The organism is Asanoa ferruginea (assembly GCF_003387075.1).
GTDB classification, from domain to species: Bacteria; Actinomycetota; Actinomycetes; order Mycobacteriales; family Micromonosporaceae; genus Asanoa; species Asanoa ferruginea.
Genome location: NZ_QUMQ01000001.1, coordinates 3,132,406 through 3,149,727, shown reverse-complemented (window position 1 = coordinate 3,149,727; position 17,322 = coordinate 3,132,406). Strand labels below are relative to the sequence as shown.

Below are 17,322 nucleotides of genomic sequence, written 5' to 3'. Positions count from 1 at the left end.
CCGCCAGCACCGTGACGTCTGTAGGGTCAAAATGCGAGACGAGCGGTTGGGGGCCGCGCGTAACTGTCCCCCATCAGGGCTTTCTGGAAACTATCCTGAGCCCGGCGGGGATGGAGGTTGCGCGCATGGCCGACGTGCTAGGCACGGTGACCTCGCCTGTGTCCGCTTATCTGCTGCTGCTCGGCCTGCTGATCGTCGACGCCTTCGTGCCGGTCATCCCGACCCAGGCCATCATGATCACGGGCGGCGCGCTGACCGCCTACGGCCACCTGAGCCTACCGACCACCATCGCGGTGGGCGCGGTCGGCGTCATCATCGGCGACTGGGCCTGCTACCTGCTGGGCCGCTCGACCCACCACCGCACCGGGCCGATCGCCCGGCTGCGGCAACGGTGTGGCGTGCAGACCGAGGGCGTCGCCAAGACCGCCGAGCAGCGTGGCCGGGCCCGGCGCGCAGCCAGCAAGCTGACCCGCGGGCTGCGCGAGCCCGGGCCGCTGGTCATCCTGATCTGCCGGTTCGTCCCGGGCGGCCGGATGGCGGCCTGCTTCTCCGCCGGCCGCGCCCAATACCCCTACAAGCAGTTCCTGCTCTACCAGGCGCTGGCCGCGGTCGGCTGGGCCACCTACGGCACGCTGGTCGGCCACCTCGGCGGCTCGGCGCTCACCTCGTCGGGCTGGCGCCTGATCGTGGTCGCCGTGGTCGCGGCGGTGGTGTTCGCCGGCGCCGGCTGGGGGCTGGCCCTGTGGAAGCCGGCCGCCCTGCGCGGCGCCCCGCCGGTCCCGCCGATCCCGGCAACAGCACCGGCGGGAGCGACGCTCGACGCTACTGGAGTTCGTGCAGCATCAGCTGACGCGCCGCCTCAGTGATCGATCCCGACAGCGAGGGATAGATCGTGATGGTGTGCGCGAGCTGGTCGACGGTCATGTTGTTCTCGACCGCCAGCGTGATCGGCAGGATCAGCTCCGACGCCTTCGACGCCACCACGACACCGCCCACCACCTGACCGCTGGCCGGGCGGCAGAAGAGCTTGACGAAGCCGTCGCCGAGGTCGGCCATCTTGGCCCGGGCGTTGCCGGAGAGCGTCAGCATCACCTCGCGGGCCGGCACCCGCCCCGCGTCGACGTCGTTCTGGCTCACCCCGACGGTCGCCAGCTCCGGGTCGGTGAACACGTTGGCGGCCACCGTGCGCAGCCGCAGCGGCTGGACCGCCTCGCCGAGCGCGTGCCACATCGCGATCCGGCCCTGCATCGCCGCGACGCTGGCCAGCAGCAACACACCGGTGCAGTCGCCGGCCGCGTAGATGCCGGGGACGTTGGTGCGGGACACCCGGTCGACGGTCACATAGCCGCCCGGCCCGACGGCCACGCCGTAGTCTTCGAGCCCGAGCCCGGCGGTGTTTGGCACCGAGCCGACCGCCATCAGGGCGTGTGAGCCCGTGACGGTGCCGCCGGTGGACAGCTCGACCTCGACGCCGTCGGCGGTGCGCCGCACGGCGTTGCCGCGGGCGTTGTTGAGTATGGTCATCCCCCGCGAGCGGAACACGCGTTCGATCGCCTGGGCGGCGTCGGCGTCTTCGTGCGGCATCACCCGGTCGCGGCTGGACACCAGCGTCACCCGCACGCCCATCGCCAGGTAGGCGCTGGCGAACTCGGCGCCGGTCACGCCGGAGCCGATCACGATCAGGTGCTCGGGCAGCTCCGGCAGGTCGTAGAGCTGGCGCCAGTCGAGGATCCGCTCACCGTCGGGCACGGCCGTGGGCAGCACCCGCGGCGTCGCGCCCGTGGCGATCAACACAGTGCTCGCATCGACCGAGTACGGCGCGTCACCCCCCGCAGGTGTGATCTCGACCCGGTGGGTGTGACCCAACGTGTCAGCACCGAGCCGGGCAGTGCCGGCGACGAAGTCGACACCCGCCTTGACGAGCTTGTTGTGGATGTCATTCGACTGGGCCTGAGCGAGGTTTTTCACCCGGGTGTTGACCGCCCGGGCATCGACGCTCACCGCTTCGGCGCCGCCCGAGTGGACACCGAAACGCTCGGTGTCCCGCCCGGCCGTCACCACGTCTGAGCTGGCAATAAAGGTCTTTGAGGGCACGCAGTCCGACAGCACGCAGGCGCCCCCGGCGCCCTCCGCTTCGACGACTGTCACGTCGGCGTCGAGCTGCGCGGCGACCAGCGCCGCCTCGTAACCGGCCGGTCCACCACCCACGATAACGATTCGTGTCACGTGTCGTATTCTCCACGACCGGCGAGCCGGGCTATCGTCATCGCCGTGCGTCATTACGCCGCGTACGGCTCAAACCTCGATCCCGCCCGAATGCGTGCTTACTGTCCGCATTCGCCGATGGTGGGCACCGGCTGGCTGGAAGGCTGGCGGCTCACCTTCGCGGGTGAAGACGTGATCGGCTGGGAGGGCGCGGTCACCACGATCGTCGAATCACCCGGCGATCGGGTCTTCGTCGCTCTCTACGACGTGCATCCCTGGGACGCCGCCCAGCTCGACGAGGTCGAGGGGGTGACCGGGGAGACCTACCGCAAGCTGCACATGCGTGCGGTCACCCTCGACGGCGAGGAGACCGTCTGGGTGTATGTCTTCAACGGCTACGAGGGCGGCCTGCCGACCGCGTGGTATCTCTCCGAGATCGCCAACGCGGCCGAGAAGGCCGGCGCCCCCGACGACTATGTGACCGAGTTGCGCGGCCGGCCTACGAAGACCTCGTCGCCAGAGCTTTGACCCGCTGCTGGAAGATGTCGGCCTCGTAGATCGCGGACATCCCGGCGGTCAGGTAGACGTTGGCGGCCTTGGTCGGGCTGGTCAGGTCGACGCCGAGCCCGACCTGCGCCCGGCCCTTGGCCGCGTAGACGCTGAACGCGTGGCGCAGCAGCGCGCCGCCGACACCACGGCGGCGGAACTCGCGCAGCACGGTCAGGTTCTTGACCCACGCCTCGTTGTGCTCGAGCAACTGGTCGGCTGACATCAGCACGCCGGCCGGCACGCCGTCGACCTCGGCCACGAACCACTCGTCCCAGGCGACCGAGGTCAGCCCGGCCACGTAGGCCCGCCACGAGTCGTAGTCGCGCGGCTGGTAGTCGTGTGCGTCGCGGAAGCCGGTGTCGTAGACCCGGTGGAAGAGGCGCAGGTCTTCGTCGTCGTCGGGGTCGACGAGGCGGATCGTCACGCCGGCCGGCAGCGGTGCCGGGGTGACTCCGTCGAGCGACCGGCGCATGCGGGCGTAGCGCTTCTCGAACTGGAAGCCGGCCGCCTTGATGTCGGCGATGTAGTCGATCTCGGTCGGCAGCGCGCCGGCCTTGGCGACGACCTCCGCCGACCCGCGCTCGGCGGCCCGCTCGGCCACCCGGTGCAGCAGCATGTCGAGCAGCGGACGCCGGCTCGGCGCGCCGTGGTCGGGGTGCACGAAGACCTCGACGAACTCGCGGTCGCCGCCGTTTTCGTTGTCGATGTAGGCCCAGCCGCCGAGCTGGCCGTCGGGCGCGTAGGCCAGCCAGCAGTCGCGCGCCGGGTCGACGTGTGGCGAGGTCAGCGCCGCCTTGACGTCGTCTTCGCCGGTCTCGGCCTCCCCCGTGGCCGCGATGTCGCTGGCCCGCATCAGGTCGAGGATCGCCGGCAGGTCGTCGAGGGTGGGCCGGAGCGTGCTCCAGCCGTCAGGTAGCGCCACCCGACGTTTGTCCCACACCCCCGGGCATCGGTGCGACCGAATTAATCCAGCACGACGCGGGCGTCGCCGTCTGGCTCCGGACCGCGGCGGTCGGGTTCGCTGCCCTGCGGCCGGACGCCCTTGCGGGCGCTGTCGAGCAGCCCGAGCAACTCGACCCGCTCGGTCTGGGTGAGTGCGGCGTAGGCCGACGCCGCGATCCGGTCGGTCACCGCCTCGGCCCACATCCGGCGGCGCAACAGCGGCCCGATGCCCGGGTAGGGCGGCTGCCAGCCCCAGGCCACCGCCCCCGCCTCGCCTTCCGGCCCGGCGATGATCGCCTCCAGCGGGCTCAGCCCGCTGGCCCGCACGGCCAGCAGGTGCGCGCCGCCGCGGTGCTCGCGCAGCAGGTGCAGCAGCACGGCCGCCTGCGCGCCCGGGTCGTCGTCGGGCACCGGCATCGCCCGCCAGGCCGCGAACAGCGGCAGTGCGGACGCGTCGGCGGCGAGCACCACCCGCTGGGTCAGCTCGACCAGCCGCTCCACCCGGGGGAAACCGCCGAGCTGCTCAACGCCCCACCGGCAGCACTCGGCCAGGTGCACCGCGGCGACCTCAGCGGGCGGCAGCACCCGCCGGGCGCCGTCCCAGCCGTCGGCCACCGCCTCCGGCGCGATGAAGCCCAGCGCGGCCGCCACCGTGTCGGGCCGCACGTCGCCCAGCGCGCCGCCCCGCCCGGCCACGTAGAACGCCCAGCCCGACAGGCCGAGCTGGCGGGCCCGCCGCAGGGTCCGCGGACACTCGGCGTAGGCGCCACCCAACTCCAACACCGCGTCCCGCGACGCCTGTGCGGTCTGCTCGGGTGTCATGCCTCGTCCAGGCCCTCGATGGCCGCCTCGACCTCGCCGACGCGGCGGCGGGCCTGGACGGCGGCGCGTTCGGCGGCCTTGCGGGCCACCCGGAGCTGGCCGAGTGCGGCGTCGGCGTCGGCGCGGCGGCGCTCGGCCTCCTGGAGCGCGGCCTCCGCCTCCTCGACCGCCGCCGCGCCGTCGGCCTCCGCTTTGGTGGCCTTGTCGAGCTCGGCCTGCGACGCCTTCTCGGCGCTGCGGGCGGCGGCCAGCTCCCGGTCGGCCGCTTTCCGCTGCGCCGCGCGCTGCGCGTCGGCCGCCCGCCGTGACCCGCGCTCGTCGGTCTCGTCGGCCGGCTCGGGCTCCGGCGGCTCGTCGGTGACCAGCCGGAGCTGCGGGCGCGGCACCTCGCCGAAGCCGGCGTAGCTGGCCGCCCGCACCAGCCGGCCGGAGCGGAGCTGGTGTGCCACCTCGGCGTCGGAGACGGCGGCGGTCAGGGTCGCCTCGACCTCGCCGACCGGCAGCTTGCCCCGGTTGCGCGGGTCGGTCTTGGTGGCGAGCGTGACCGCCTCCTTGACCAGCGCGCCGACCGCTTCCCGGCGCTGCTTGGTGAGCTCGCGCAACGCGTCGCCCTTGAGCTCGCGCTGTGCCGACCGCAGCGCCGCGGAGAGCTCCACCAACTGGTCGATCAACTCGGGGCGGCGGATCGCCAGCAGGTTGACCACCCAGGCGGCCACGGTCGGCTTGCGCAGCTTGCCGAGCTGCTTGGCCCGGTCGCTCTGGCCGGCGGCCTTGGCATTGGCCACCAGCTCGTCGCGGGCGACGATGAACCCGTCGGGTGGTGCGGCGTATAGCTCGGCGACCGGGTCAGGCATCGACGCTCGTACCGGGCGTCAGGCGCTGGTAGTCGACCTTGAGCAGGCGGGTCATGACGCCGTCGACCAGCTTGCCGCCGGCCTCGTTGATGACGCCGTCGTGCAGCGCGAACGCCCGGCGGGGTGCGACCGCCCGGACGAAGTCGACCGACTCGCTGATCTTCAGCCAGGGCGCGGACACCGGCACGAAGAGCGTCTCGACCCGGGCACCCTCGGGCACGTCGAACGAGTCGCCGGGGTGGTAGACGGACTCGTTGATCAGGAAGCCGAGGTTGGCGATCCGCGGAATGTCCGGATGGATCTCCGCGTGGATGCCACCGAAGGCCTCGATCGGCAGCCCGGCGGCCGAAAAGGACTGTCCAGACGCGACGGTGTTGACCACGCCACCCAACGACGTCAGCTCCTTGGCGACGTCGGTGTGCGTGTGCACGATGACCTCGGGACGCTTGGCGAGCGCGTCGGTCAGCGCGTCGACGTCGAGGTGGTCGGGGTGCGCATGGGTGATCAGCACCGCGTCGACGCCGTCAAGTGCCGCGCGCTCGCTGAAGCTGCCCGGATCGATGACCAGCACGGCGCCGTCGTGCTCCACGCGTACGCAGGAATGGCCAAATTTGGTCAGTCTCATGTCGTGACCCCCTTGGCTGCCGAATCGTGATGTCCCCTCGCGAGTCTGCCGGAACCGGCGTGCGCGCGCGGCACGTCTGACCGACAGACCCGCACCTGATTCGGAAGGAACTGATATGGGCAGCGTACGACGGAGACGGGCGCTGACGGCGCTCGCGGCCGGTGGTCTCGTGGCCGCGCTGGCGCTGGCCGGTTGCGGGAGCAATGACGACGCGGGCAGCACCGCGAGCGCGCCGATGAGCGACGCCGGCGGCAACGGGGCAGACGCGCAGAAGGCCGCCGAGGGCGCGCCACAGGCGCCCCAGGAGCAAGCCCAGGCCCAGGGCGGCGCCGGCGGTGTCGAGCTCGCCGTCGACCAGCGGCAGATCATCTACACCGGGTCGATCACCATCCGGGTGGAAAACGTCGAGCGCACCGCCGCCGAGGTCACCTCGATGGCCACCGGCGCGGGCGGCTTCGTCGGCGGCGACAAGCGCACCGACGACGGCGGGCGGTCGGAGGCGGTGCTCACCCTGCGGGTGCCGGCCAGCCGGTTCACCGCCATGGTCGACGACATCGCCGACAAGGGCACCGACGACCGCCGGTCGATCAGCACCGAAGACGTGACCGAAGACGTCGTCGACCTCGACGCCCGGATCACCACGCAGCAGGCCCGGGTAGCCAGCGCCCGCCGGCTGCTGGCCCAGGCCAAGACGATCAACGACCTGGTCACGCTGGAAAACGAGCTCGGCAAGCGGGAGGCCGACCTCGCCTCGCTGGAGGGCAAGAAGCGGCGGCTCGACGACCTGACCGCGCTCTCCACGATCACCGTGACGCTGCTCGGCCCCGACGCGCAGGCGCCGGCCCCGCCGAAGAGCGATGACACCGGCTTCCTGGCCGGCCTGCGCGGCGGGTGGCACGCGTTCACCGCCACGGTGGGCGTCATGCTGACCGTGCTGGGCGCGCTGGTGCCCTGGCTGGTGCTGGCCGGTCTGGGGCTGCTGGTCTTCGGCTACGTGCGCCGGCTGCGCCGCGGCCGCCCGGCGGTCGCACTGGCCGGGCCCGGGCTGCCGGCCGCGAGGGTGGCCCCGCCGACGGTTCCGACCCAGCCCGCGCCGGCCGACGAGCCGGCGCGGGAGGAGAAGGCCTAGAAGGTGCCGGCGGCGAGTGCGGCCAGCGCGGTGTGCACCATGACGCGCACGCCATACCCGATGGCCTTCTCGTCGACGTCGAACGTCGACTGGTGGATGTCGGGCTTGACGTCGGCGCCCTGCGGCGTCGTGCCGAGCCGGATCATCGCGCCGGGCACCTGCTCCAGATAGAACGCGAAGTCTTCGCCGCCCATGCTGATCTCGGCCTCGACCACCCGGTCGGGGCCGAGCGCGGCACCGGCCGCACCGGCGACCACCGCGGTGGCCATCCGGTCGTTGATCACCGGCGGCACGCCACGGGTGTATTTGACCTCGACCTCGGCGCCGGTCGCGGCGACCACGTCGCGGATCAGCTGGGTGACCAGCTCGGGGGCCTCGCGCCAGGCGTCGCGGTTGAGGATCCGCACGGTGCCCTTGAGGTTGGCCTCGGCCGGGATCGCGTTGTAGGCCTCGCCCGCGTGTGCCCGGCCCCAGACCATCGAGACACCGGCGCGGGCGTCGACCCGGCGGTCGAGCAGCGACGGCACGTCGATGATGACCCGGCCCATCGCGTGCACCAGGTCGGTGGTCAGGTGCGGTCGGGCGGTGTGGCCGCCCTTGCCGCGCAGGTTGACCTCGACCGTGTCGGCGGCCGCGGTGAACGGGCCGGAGCGCACGCCGACCAGGCCGACCGGGAGCTGCGGCGCGCAGTGCAGCGCGAAGATCGCGCCCACGTCTTTGAGCCCACCGGCCGAGATGACCTCGGGTGCGCCGGACGGGATGCACTCCTCGCCCGGCTGGAACAGCAACCGGACCCGGCCGGGCAGCTCGTCGCGCTCGGCGAGCTGCGCCAGGGCCAGCCCGGTGCCGAGCAGGATCGTGGTGTGCACGTCGTGGCCACAGGCGTGCGCGACGCCGTCGACGGTGGACCGGTAGGGCACGTCCTTGCCGTCGGGCAGCGGCAGCGCGTCGAGGTCGGCGCGCAGCGCGATCACCCGGTCGCCCTCGCCCACGTCACAGATCACGCCGTTGCCCTTGGGCAGCAGCCGCGGCGTCAGGCCGGCGACGGCCAGCTCGCGGGCCACCAGCGACGCCGTCTCGAACTCCTGGTGGGAGAGCTCGGGGTGGGCGTGAATGTGACGACGTACGGCTACGAGCTCGGCTCCCCGGGCAGCCAGCCAGCGATCTAGCTGACCTGGAAGGGGGTCGGCGCCAGGCGGTGTCTCGGGCCATGAGGACGCCACCGAGCTGCTGTTGGAAGGCAGCGTCAACGCACTCGTCACGTGAAAATCTCGATCACTCTGGGCGGAATGGGACTTGGCTAGCCTAGACCTCCGACGGTGACGCTGCGCAACATCATTACGGTGATGATCAGATTGCGCAGGGTCACGAAAGCCCTGGTAGGAGCCCTCGTCGAGTGGCGGGGATGCGTCGGCGGTCGCCTTGAAACCTGCCAACTGTCCCACACCTCCTACAACGCGTGATGGTGGCGGCGGACACGGCCACGCCGCTGGATCGCGCGAGAATCCGGGTATCTGGTCTCAATCTACCCGGCTGATGGTCACCTTGCCGGGTGAGGCGACTTACGCTGACACGCTCACGGCACTCCGTGCCGCACAGCGCGTCCGGCAGATCTTGGTAGCTCAGCGTAACGATGCAGTGTCGGTGCGAGTTTAACGCACCGTAACAACCTCTCGGTCAGAATCGCTCGACGGGGTGGTAGACACCCCATACCTCGCGAAGGGCATGACAAACCTCGCCCACGGTGGCGTACGCCCGCAGCGCGTCCCGCATCGGGTAGAGCACGTTGTCGGTGCCCTCGGCCGCGCCCTTGAGCGCCGCCAACGCCCGGGTCACCGCCGCGCCGTCGCGGGCGTCGCGGATCGCGCCGAGCCGCTTGGCCTGGGCCGCCTCGATCGCCGGGTCGACCCGCAGCGGCTCGTAGGGCTCCTCCTCGGCGATCGCGAAGCGGTTGAGCCCGACCACCACCCGGGAGCCGCTGTCGATCTCCTGGGCCACCCGGTAAGCCGAGGTCTCGATCTCGTTCTTCTGGAAGCCCGCCTCGATCGCGTCGACCGCCGAGCCGTAGGACGCGACCCGCTCCATCAGGGCGACCGCCTCGGTCTCGATCTCGTCGGTCATCGCCTCGACCACGTAGGAGCCGGCGAACGGGTCGACGGTGGCGGTCAGGTCGGTCTCGTAGGCGAGCACCTGCTGGGTGCGCAACGCCAGCCGGGCCGCTTTCTCGGTCGGCAGCGCGATCGCCTCGTCGTAGGAGTTGGTGTGCAGCGACTGCGTGCCGCCGAGCACCGCGCCCAGACCCTGCACCGCGACCCGGACCAGGTTGACCTCGGGCTGCTGCGCGGTCAGTTGGACGCCGGCGGTCTGGGTGTGGAACCGCAGCATCATCGACTTCGGATCGCGGGCGCCGAACTCGTCGCGCATCAGCCGGGCCCAGATCCGCCGGGCGGCGCGGAACTTGGCGACCTCTTCGAGCAGCGTGGTGCGGGCGACGAAGAAGAACGACAGCCGGGGCGCGAAGTCGTCGACGGCGAGCCCGGCGGCGAGCGCCGCGCGCACGTAGTCGACGCCGTTGGCCAACGTGAACGCGATCTCCTGCACGGGCGTCGCACCGGCCTCCGCCATGTGGTAGCCGGAGATGGAGATGGTGTTCCACTTCGGCACCTCCGCGCGGCAGTAGGCGAAGGTGTCGGCGACCAGCCGCAACGACGGCTTCGGCGGGAAGATGTAGGTGCCGCGGGCGATGTATTCCTTGAGGATGTCGTTCTGGATCGTGCCGTTGAGCGCGCTGCCCGGGATGCCGGCCTCTTCCGCGACAAGTTGGTAGAGCAGCAACAACAGCGAGCCCGGCGCGTTGATGGTCATCGAGGTCGACACCTGGTCGAGCGGGATGCCGTCGAAGAGCGTCTTCATGTCGGCCAGCGAGTCGATCGCCACGCCCACCTTGCCGACCTCGCCGTGCGCGACCGGGTCGTCGGAGTCGTAGCCCATCTGCGTCGGCAGGTCGAACGCCACCGACAGGCCCATCGTGCCGTGCTCGAGGAGCCGGTGATAGCGGGCGTTGGACTCGGTCGCGGTGCCGAAGCCGGCATATTGGCGCATCGTCCAGGGCCGCGACGTATACATCGTGGGGTAGACGCCGCGGGTGTAGGGATATTCGCCCGGCCGGCCGACCCGCATGTCGGTGTCGTCGGGAAGGTCCGACTGGTCGTAAACCGGCTTGACCGGGAAACCCGACTCCGCTTTCCGCTCCGCCATCAACGAATCCTAAGTTGTGAGGGCGTCAGCACGGACGGTTCGGTCGTTCGCACCCACCGTCAATGATCCATCACAACAGGTGATGCGGTTTCCCTTATCGGGCCGGCTCCCCCAAGATAGGGAGGTTGGTAACTGGCCCTCGACCCCCCGGCGGCTTTTCAGTGACTCAGATTCCGACGTGGAGCGGCTCCGCCACCTCCGGATCCAACAGCCCAACCTCCACCGGTGCCCCTGATGGCTCTGGATTCTCCATGCCGACTGACAGTCCAGGCATCGGTGGCAACAGAGCTAGCCGTGCGGCCCCGGGAGCCACGATCGGCGGCCGCTACTCGCTTCGGGCGGCGGTCGGCCACGGCGGCATGGGCACGGTCTGGCGCGCGAGCGACGTCCTGCTGCGTCGCGACGTCGCGGTCAAAGAGGTCGTGCTGCCGCCGGGTCTCGCGCCCAGCGACCGTGACTCGATGTATGAGCGCACCATGCGGGAAGCGCGCGCCGCCGCGGCGCTCCAGCACCCGTCGGTCGTGCAGGTCTACGACGTCGTCCAGGAAAACGGTCGACCGTGGATCGTCATGGAGTTGCTCGACGCGCGCAGCCTCGCCGACATGGTGATCGAAGACGGCCCGGTCGCGGCGCGCGCGGTCGCGAAGATCGGCATCGCGCTGCTCGGCGCGCTGGAGATCGCCCACGCCAACGGCGTGCTGCACCGTGACGTCAAGCCGGCCAACGTGCTGATCTGCGCCGACGGCCGGTGCGTGCTGACCGACTTCGGCGTGGCCCGGATGCCCACCGACGTGCAGCTCACCACGCCCGGCATGGTGCTCGGCTCGCCGCACTTCATCTCGCCCGAGCGGGCCATGGGCCAGGACTTCGGGCCGCCGAGCGACCTGTTCTCGCTGGGCGTGACGCTCTACACCGCCGTCGAGGGCCGCCCGCCGTTCGACAAGGGCGACCCGATCGAGACCATGCACGCGGTCGTCGAAGACCCGCCCGCGCCGACCAGCCGGGCCGGCGTGCTCAACGACGTGCTGATGGGCCTGCTGGAGAAAGACCCGGCCCGCCGCTACGACGTGGCGACCGCCCGCAGCATGCTCCGCGAGTTGCTCGCCGGCCCATTGGCCAGCAAGGCACCGGCGCACATGATGACCGACCCCTACGCGGTCGTGCCGGCACAGCGCTCGCCGTGGCAGCCGGTCGCGCCGCCACCGGAGCGCCCGACCGGTCAGATCGGCGGCCGGGCGATGCTGGCGCCGGGCGAGTCGCTGACCGAACGGCTGTCCAACGGGCAGCCCGTTCCGGCCGCGCCCGGGCTACAGACCCCGACCGGGCAGATGCCCACACAGACCTGGGGACAGCAGCCCCCGGCGCCGCCGTCCGGTGGCGGTGCCGTGGCCGGTCTCAAGCGGCGCGGCGGCGACCTGGTCGACACCGTCCGCGGTTGGCCACGGAAGCTCCAGCTCGGTGTCGCGGGCGGCCTCGCGGTGGTGTTGATCGTGATCGGGTTCGTCGCGTTCAGCGGCGGCGACGACCAGCCCACCCAGCCGGTGGCGCAGTCGGGCGGGCCCAGCTCGGCGCCGTCGGCCGCCGATTTCCCGACCCAGGTGCACGCGTTGCGCGGCGTCTCCGTCAACGTGCCCAAGGGCTGGAAGCGCGCCGGCGGCGGCAAGTCGGTCTACTACGACTACATCGACCCCGACGACTCTGGCCGCAAGGTCCGCATCCTGGTCGAAGACGCGAGCTCGAAGGCCACCCCGTCCGGGTTCCTGGCCGCCGCCGAGCGCGGGCTCAAGTCCAACTCGAAGTCGTGCCCCAAGCCCTACAAGCGGGTCGACCTGCGCGAGGGCCAGATCGACGGTCGGGTCTCCGGCGAGCTCGAATACACCTGCGGCGAGGAGCGGCACGGTGTCTGGGGGGCGGTCATCAACGGTGGGCATGCCTACTCGTTCTTCCTGACCAGCACCGAAGACCGATTCGCGGCGAGCAAGCCGATCTTCGACGAGATGGTCCGTTCGTTCCAGCTCGTCGCCAACTGACCGCGCCCGAGGCCCGTCGGTGGCGGGTGTGGGTGCACGTGCTATCAAAACGGGATGACTGAGCTGGACGACCTGGTGGCACGCGCGCGGGCTTGGCTCGCCGACGACCCCGACGAGACGAGCCGGGCCGAGCTGGCCCAGGTGCTCGACGGGCTGCCCGGCACCGCCGCAGACCTGGCCGACCGGTTCGCCGGGCCGCTGACCTTCGGCACCGCCGGGCTGCGCGGGCCGCTGCGCGCCGGGCCCAACGGGATGAACCTCGCGGTGGTCACCCAGGCGGCCGCCGGGTTGGTCGGTTGGCTCGCCGCCCGCGGTGCGACCGGTCCGCTGGTCATCGGGTACGACGCCCGGCACGGTTCGCGCGCGTTCGCCGAGCGCACCGCGCGGGTGGCGACCGGTGCCGGCCGCGAGGCGTTGCTGCTGCCGGGCCCGCTGCCGACGCCGGTGCTGGCCTACGCCGTCCGCAAGCTCTCCGCCGCCGCCGGTGTGATGGTGACGGCGAGCCACAACCCGCCGCAGGACAACGGCTACAAGGTCTACCTCGGTGCCGGGCTGGGCGGCGACCTCGGTGCCGGCGCGCAGATCGTGCCGCCGGCCGACGTGGAGATCTCGGCCGCCATCGCTTCCGTCGGCGCGCTGACCGACGTACCCCTTGGTGGTCTCGGTGTGGTTCTCGACGACGACCTGGTCGAGTCCTATGTGGATAGCGCGACCCGGGTGCTCGACCCGGACGGGCCGCGCGACCTGGCCGTGGCCTACACCCCGCTGCACGGCGTCGGCGCCAAGGTGCTCGCGGCGGCGTTCGCGCGGGCCGGTTTCGCGCGGCCGCACGAGGTCGCCGAGCAGGCCGAGCCGGATCCGCTGTTTCCGACCGTGGCGTTTCCCAACCCGGAGGAACCCGGCGCGATGGACCGGGTGATCGAGCTGGCGAAGGTCACCGGTGCCGACATCGCGATCGCCAACGACCCCGACGCCGACCGGTGCGCGGTGGCGATCCCCGGCCCGCTCGGCTGGCGGATGCTAAGCGGCGACGAGGTGGGCGTGCTGCTCGCCGACCACCTGCAACGGCGCGGCGTCACCGGCCGCTATGCGACCACGATCGTGTCGTCGTCACTGCTCTCGCAGCTCTGCGCGCGCCGCGGCCTGCCCTACGGCGCGACGCTGACCGGGTTCAAGTGGATCGTGCGGGCCGGCACCGACCTGGCCTTCGGCTACGAAGAGGCGCTGGGCTACTGCGTCGCGCCCGACCAGGTTCGCGACAAGGACGGCATCACCGCGGCGCTGCTGGTGGCCGAGCTGGCGGCCGGGCTGAAGGCGTCGCTGAGCACGATCGGCGACCGGCTCGACGAGATCGCGGCCGAGTTCGGCGTGTACGCGACCGACCAGCTCTCGGTCCGCGTCGACGACCTCTCCGACATCGACAAGGCGATGACCTACATCCGCACCAAGACGCCGGGCTCGCTGCTCGACGAGCCGGTGATCTCGGTCGAAGACCTCCAGCCCGACGCCGACGTGCTGATCCTGCGCACCGAGTCGGCCCGCGCGGTGGTCCGCCCGTCCGGCACGGAACCGAAGCTCAAGGCCTACCTCGAGGTCATCGAGCCGGTCGTCGACGGCGACGTGCCGGCAGCCCGCGAACGAGCGGCGGCGTCGGTCCGGGCCCTACGCACCGAGACGGCCGCGTCGCTCGGCATCTGGTGAGTCGGTCAGGACACCCGCCAAACCCAGGCGCCGCCGATGTCGTCGGGTAGGTCGCCGGTCAGCTCGACCACCAACAGTCGGAGCTGGCCGGCGTTGACCTCGGTCTGCGGCAGCACCAGCGCCGAGGCACGCCAGAAACTCAGGTCGGCCTCGAACTTGGCGCGGGTCTCGTCGTTCACCGGCGGCAGGTCGCCGGTGCGGCTGGTCTCGTCGAACAGGGCGGTGGTGAACCTGACCGGCGCGTTGAAGATGGCGCGGTTGTCCTCGTCGCCGTCGGGGCCGAGGAAGTAGCCGCCGGCGATCGCGAAGCCGATCTGGGCCCGCGCGCCCCAGCGCATCCCGGCGAGGTGGATGTTGTCGGTGACCGGCACGAAGACCAGCGACTGGCCGGGCCGCGCGTAGTCGCGCCAGATGCCGGCGGTGACGAACGGCGGCGGCGCCGGCACCTGGGCTGTCGGTAGCTGTCGGGGCACCAGCGGGACCAGCGCGCCCAGCACCGCGGCGGCGGTCAGCACGCGGATGGCGACCGCGACCGGAAAACGGCGGCCGCGGGCTAGCTGGATGGCGCGATCGGCCCCGAGGGCGAGCAGCGCGGCCGCGATCGGCACGACGATCAGCGAGAGTCGGGTCGGCACGACCGAGTTGAAGATCGGCACCGACTCGAGCCAGCGCCACGGGCCGTCGACGCCCGTGTCGTCTTGGTTGATCATGATGTGCGGGCCGAGCGACAGGGCCACGAAGACGAACCCGGTGATCAGCAGTGCCCAGGTGACCTTGCGGCGCCAGGTGAGGACGACCGCGATCAGGCAGACGATCAGCAACGGCCAGCCGAAGAAGGCGTTCTCTTCGACCGGGCCCTGCGCGAGGCGCTCGGCGGTGGCGGTGCTGCCGGCGATCGACAGTCGCGGGAACGCCGGATAGGCGGCCAGGTCGGTGCTGACGTCCTTCACGGCGGTGGGCACACCGTGATAGCTCTGCGGCCCGTAGAACTGCACCCAGAGCGGATAGCTGAGCAGGGCGACGACGACCGCGACCGCGACGGCCAGGCCGCCGAGGAAGCGCGGGATCCGGTCCTTGACCGCGCGGGGGCGGATCAGCGTGTAGCAGACGACGAACACGAAGAGGCCCAGCGCGGTGTAGAGCAGCACCTCTTCGTTGACGAAGGCCTGGTAGGTGACCAGTAGGCCGAGCCAGATGCCCCGGCGGATGGCGTGGCCGGGCCAACTGAGCCGGATGATCGCGACGACGATCCACGGCACGACGAACTGGGCTGTCCAGTTGACGTGGCCCTGTGCGTGGCTGACCAGACCCGGCGCGAAGCCGCAGAGGGCGCCCGCGGCGAACGCGACCAGGCCGTTGTCGACCAGGTGCCGGGAGAACACCCAGAACCAGCCGAAGGCGGTGCCGGCCAGGCCGATGACCAGCCACACCGCGAACGCGGTCTGGGGACCCCAGAGCAGCGTGATCCAGGAGGCTGGGATGGCCAGCCCGAGGATCGACGTGTTGGCCATCAGGTTGACGCCGTCGGGCGCGTTGAGCGCACGGGTGGTGAAGGGGTAGATCCCGTGCTCGGCCACCTGCGCGCCGTTGGCCAGCACCCACTGGAAGAACACGTGGTCCTGTGGGTTGACCGCCGGCGTGGCCGTGCCGAGGTGCACCCAGAGCGGCCCGGTCACCGCGAAGGCGGCGCCCAGGTAGAGCACCGCGATGGCGACCGTGACCGCCGGCGCCACCCCGCCGGGCGGCCGCGGCGACAGCGGATCACCAACGGCGGAGGCCACGATTCCACAGCGTAATCGCGTGGTCGCGGTCTGCGCTGGTTAGTGGGTGACCGGGCGGGGCGTGCCGAGGGCGGTCTGGATCGCCTTGCCCAGCGCGATGACGACCAGCGCCACCGACGGACGGACCGTCGACTGCTCCAGGTCGACACCGCCGGAGAAGCCGGCGCCGCTGGCGATGCGCTCCAGCTTCTGGTGCGCGGTGGCCGCGTCTTCGCCGGACAGGCCGAGAGCGGCCTCCATCCGGGCGGCGACGATCAGGGTGGCGAGGGCGGCGGTGCGCTCGTCGGGCGCGCCCTCGCCGGCCAGGGCGGCGGCCAGCCGGGCCCGGGTCTCGTTTTCCACCGAGGCGTCGACCGACGGGTAGCGGTGCACGTGGATGAACTCCTGCTCGACGTCGTCGACGTCGCGGATCACGCCCCGGCTGATCAGGTCGGACAGGACGCGTTCGCGGAGCCGGTGGCGCAGGCGCTGGACCCAGGCGGCCGGGGTGTGCGGCACGTTTGCCTCGATCTTGGCGAGCACCTCGTCGGCCACCGGGACGCCGGTGGGTGTCGCGTCGGCTACGACGATGTTGCCGTCGGCATAGGCGATCCGCCCGGCGAGCGCCAGCTCGACCAGCACTGCGGCGGCCATGCCAAGGTCGAGCCCGATGCGCGAACCGGTCGCTTTCCCGGACTCGTTGTCGTAGACGAGCAGCAGGAGCTCCTCGGCGATCGGAACACTGGTCATGTCGCGGAACGGTAGCCGCTTCGCGCCCGCGTCGCACTCACCGGTCGCCCATGCGTCAAAAACGGGGCATTCCGCCGAACTGGCGGTCGCCGGCGTCGCCGAGGCCGGGAACGATATACATCTTCTCGTTGAGCTCCTGGTCGATCGACGCGGTCACCAGCCGCAGCGGCAGCCCGGAGCGCTCCAGCCGGGCGATGCCCTCGGGTGCGGCCAGCACACAGATCACCGTGATGTCGGTGCAGCCACGGTCGGCGAGCAGCCGGCAGCAGTGCTCCAGCGACCCGCCGGTGGCCAGCATCGGGTCGAGCACCAGCACCGGGATGCCGGCCAGGTCGGCGGGCAGCGACTCGAGGTAGGCCCGGGGCTCGAAGGTCTCCTCGTCGCGGGCCAGGCCGACGAAGCCCATCGACGACTCGGGCAGCAGGGCCAGGGTGGCGTCGGCCATGCCCAGCCCGGCCCGCAGGACCGGCACGAGCAGCGGCGGGTTGGCCAGCCGGGTGCCCTCCGTCGGAGCCACCGGGGTCTCGATCGGATAACGCTCGATCGGGAATGCGCGCGCGGCCTCGTACACCAGCATGGTGGTGAGTTCGTGCAGTGCTGCCCGGAAGCTCCCGGGCTCGGTGCCCGCTTCCCGCATCGCGGTCAGGCGCGACTGGGCAAGCGGGTGGTTGACCACTTCTACGTCCACGGTTGGTCA

The 17,322-nt window shown here is 71.5% G+C and carries 15 protein-coding genes; 5 read left to right on the top strand and 10 right to left on the bottom strand.

The features are described 5' to 3' along the window. Positions 1 to 125 precede the first annotated feature (125 nt). Positions 126 to 866, top strand: coding sequence for a DedA family protein (locus DFJ67_RS14935; RefSeq protein ID WP_116068439.1), 741 nt, complete (start codon positions 126 to 128; stop codon positions 864 to 866). Here the strand turns inward: DFJ67_RS14935 and DFJ67_RS14930 are convergent. Continuing rightward, positions 823 to 2,226 (bottom strand): NAD(P)H-quinone dehydrogenase, encoded by a 1,404-nt coding sequence (locus DFJ67_RS14930; protein WP_116068438.1) that lies wholly within the window; start codon positions 2,224 to 2,226, stop codon positions 823 to 825. The two genes, DFJ67_RS14935 and DFJ67_RS14930, sit on opposite strands and share 44 nt — an antisense overlap. A gap of 45 nt (positions 2,227 to 2,271) precedes the next feature. Here DFJ67_RS14930 and DFJ67_RS14925 point away from each other — a divergent pair, with 45 nt between their 5' ends. Beyond that, positions 2,272 to 2,733: a gamma-glutamylcyclotransferase family protein gene (locus DFJ67_RS14925; protein WP_116068437.1), complete on the top strand. Its 462-nt coding sequence runs from the start codon at positions 2,272 to 2,274 to the stop codon at positions 2,731 to 2,733. Here the strand turns inward: DFJ67_RS14925 and DFJ67_RS14920 are convergent. From DFJ67_RS14920 to DFJ67_RS14905, 4 genes are read right to left on the bottom strand one after another with little or no spacing between them, the layout of a single operon-like run. Continuing rightward, complete coding sequence (locus DFJ67_RS14920) at positions 2,705 to 3,676, bottom strand: GNAT family N-acetyltransferase (protein WP_239097339.1); 972 nt, start codon at positions 3,674 to 3,676, stop codon at positions 2,705 to 2,707. The two genes, DFJ67_RS14925 and DFJ67_RS14920, sit on opposite strands and share 29 nt — an antisense overlap. A gap of 41 nt (positions 3,677 to 3,717) precedes the next feature. Continuing rightward, the gene (locus DFJ67_RS14915; RefSeq protein ID WP_239097338.1) at positions 3,718 to 4,518 is read right to left on the bottom strand and encodes an SCO6745 family protein; all 801 of its coding nucleotides are present in this window, start codon (positions 4,516 to 4,518) and stop codon (positions 3,718 to 3,720) included. Then, positions 4,515 to 5,372 (bottom strand): hypothetical protein, encoded by an 858-nt coding sequence (locus DFJ67_RS14910; RefSeq protein ID WP_116068436.1) that lies wholly within the window; start codon positions 5,370 to 5,372, stop codon positions 4,515 to 4,517. The genes DFJ67_RS14915 and DFJ67_RS14910 overlap by 4 nt, the downstream gene beginning before the upstream one ends. After that, a complete protein-coding gene (locus DFJ67_RS14905) occupies positions 5,365 to 5,997 on the bottom strand; it encodes an MBL fold metallo-hydrolase (RefSeq protein ID WP_116068435.1) in 633 nt (210 codons plus the stop codon). The genes DFJ67_RS14910 and DFJ67_RS14905 overlap by 8 nt, the downstream gene beginning before the upstream one ends. Positions 5,998 to 6,112: 115 nt before the next feature. Here DFJ67_RS14905 and DFJ67_RS14900 point away from each other — a divergent pair, with 115 nt between their 5' ends. Continuing rightward, positions 6,113 to 7,126 (top strand): DUF4349 domain-containing protein, encoded by a 1,014-nt coding sequence (locus tag DFJ67_RS14900; protein ID WP_116068434.1) that lies wholly within the window; start codon positions 6,113 to 6,115, stop codon positions 7,124 to 7,126. On the opposite strand, the gene DFJ67_RS14895 is transcribed toward DFJ67_RS14900, so the two are convergent. Both DFJ67_RS14895 and DFJ67_RS14890 read right to left on the bottom strand, forming a co-directional pair. Continuing rightward, the gene (locus DFJ67_RS14895; protein ID WP_203783879.1) at positions 7,123 to 8,562 is read right to left on the bottom strand and encodes an amidohydrolase; all 1,440 of its coding nucleotides are present in this window, start codon (positions 8,560 to 8,562) and stop codon (positions 7,123 to 7,125) included. The two genes, DFJ67_RS14900 and DFJ67_RS14895, sit on opposite strands and share 4 nt — an antisense overlap. A gap of 241 nt (positions 8,563 to 8,803) precedes the next feature. Continuing rightward, positions 8,804 to 10,384, bottom strand: coding sequence for an acyl-CoA mutase large subunit family protein (locus DFJ67_RS14890; RefSeq protein WP_116068432.1), 1,581 nt, complete (start codon positions 10,382 to 10,384; stop codon positions 8,804 to 8,806). 161 nt (positions 10,385 to 10,545) lie between these two features. Here DFJ67_RS14890 and DFJ67_RS14885 point away from each other — a divergent pair, with 161 nt between their 5' ends. Further along, positions 10,546 to 12,414, top strand: a complete 1,869-nt coding sequence (locus DFJ67_RS14885) for a serine/threonine-protein kinase (RefSeq protein WP_409362950.1) — start codon at positions 10,546 to 10,548, stop codon at positions 12,412 to 12,414. A gap of 54 nt (positions 12,415 to 12,468) precedes the next feature. Beyond that, the gene (locus tag DFJ67_RS14880; protein WP_116068430.1) at positions 12,469 to 14,115 is read left to right on the top strand and encodes a phospho-sugar mutase; all 1,647 of its coding nucleotides are present in this window, start codon (positions 12,469 to 12,471) and stop codon (positions 14,113 to 14,115) included. Positions 14,116 to 14,120: 5 nt separating this feature from the next. On the opposite strand, the gene DFJ67_RS14875 is transcribed toward DFJ67_RS14880, so the two are convergent. The 3 genes from DFJ67_RS14875 to upp are packed head-to-tail and all read right to left on the bottom strand — an operon-like array spanning position 14,121 to position 17,313. Continuing rightward, the gene (locus tag DFJ67_RS14875; protein WP_147315507.1) at positions 14,121 to 15,896 is read right to left on the bottom strand and encodes a YfhO family protein; all 1,776 of its coding nucleotides are present in this window, start codon (positions 15,894 to 15,896) and stop codon (positions 14,121 to 14,123) included. 39 nt (positions 15,897 to 15,935) lie between these two features. Continuing rightward, positions 15,936 to 16,625 carry a GOLPH3/VPS74 family protein gene (locus DFJ67_RS14870; RefSeq protein WP_116068428.1) on the bottom strand — a complete coding sequence of 230 codons (690 nt, stop codon included), beginning with the start codon at positions 16,623 to 16,625 and terminating at the stop codon, positions 15,936 to 15,938. 55 nt (positions 16,626 to 16,680) lie between these two features. Next, complete coding sequence (gene upp / locus DFJ67_RS14865) at positions 16,681 to 17,313, bottom strand: uracil phosphoribosyltransferase (RefSeq protein ID WP_116068427.1); 633 nt, start codon at positions 17,311 to 17,313, stop codon at positions 16,681 to 16,683. Positions 17,314 to 17,322 lie beyond the last annotated feature (9 nt).

Bases quoted from the DNA above. Each gene is read 5' to 3' on its own strand.
- DFJ67_RS14935 (WP_116068439.1), top strand. From the start codon at position 126: ATGGCCGACGTGCTAGGCACGGTGACCTCGCCTGTGTCCGCTTATCTG.
- DFJ67_RS14915 (WP_239097338.1), bottom strand. From the start codon at position 4,518: ATGACACCCGAGCAGACCGCACAGGCGTCGCGGGACGCGGTGTTGGAG.
- DFJ67_RS14910 (WP_116068436.1), bottom strand. From the start codon at position 5,372: ATGCCTGACCCGGTCGCCGAGCTATACGCCGCACCACCCGACGGGTTC.
- DFJ67_RS14905 (WP_116068435.1), bottom strand. From the start codon at position 5,997: ATGAGACTGACCAAATTTGGCCATTCCTGCGTACGCGTGGAGCACGAC.
- DFJ67_RS14900 (WP_116068434.1), top strand. From the start codon at position 6,113: ATGGGCAGCGTACGACGGAGACGGGCGCTGACGGCGCTCGCGGCCGGT.
- DFJ67_RS14890 (WP_116068432.1), bottom strand. From the start codon at position 10,384: ATGGCGGAGCGGAAAGCGGAGTCGGGTTTCCCGGTCAAGCCGGTTTAC.
- DFJ67_RS14880 (WP_116068430.1), top strand. From the start codon at position 12,469: ATGACTGAGCTGGACGACCTGGTGGCACGCGCGCGGGCTTGGCTCGCC.
- DFJ67_RS14870 (WP_116068428.1), bottom strand. From the start codon at position 16,625: ATGACCAGTGTTCCGATCGCCGAGGAGCTCCTGCTGCTCGTCTACGAC.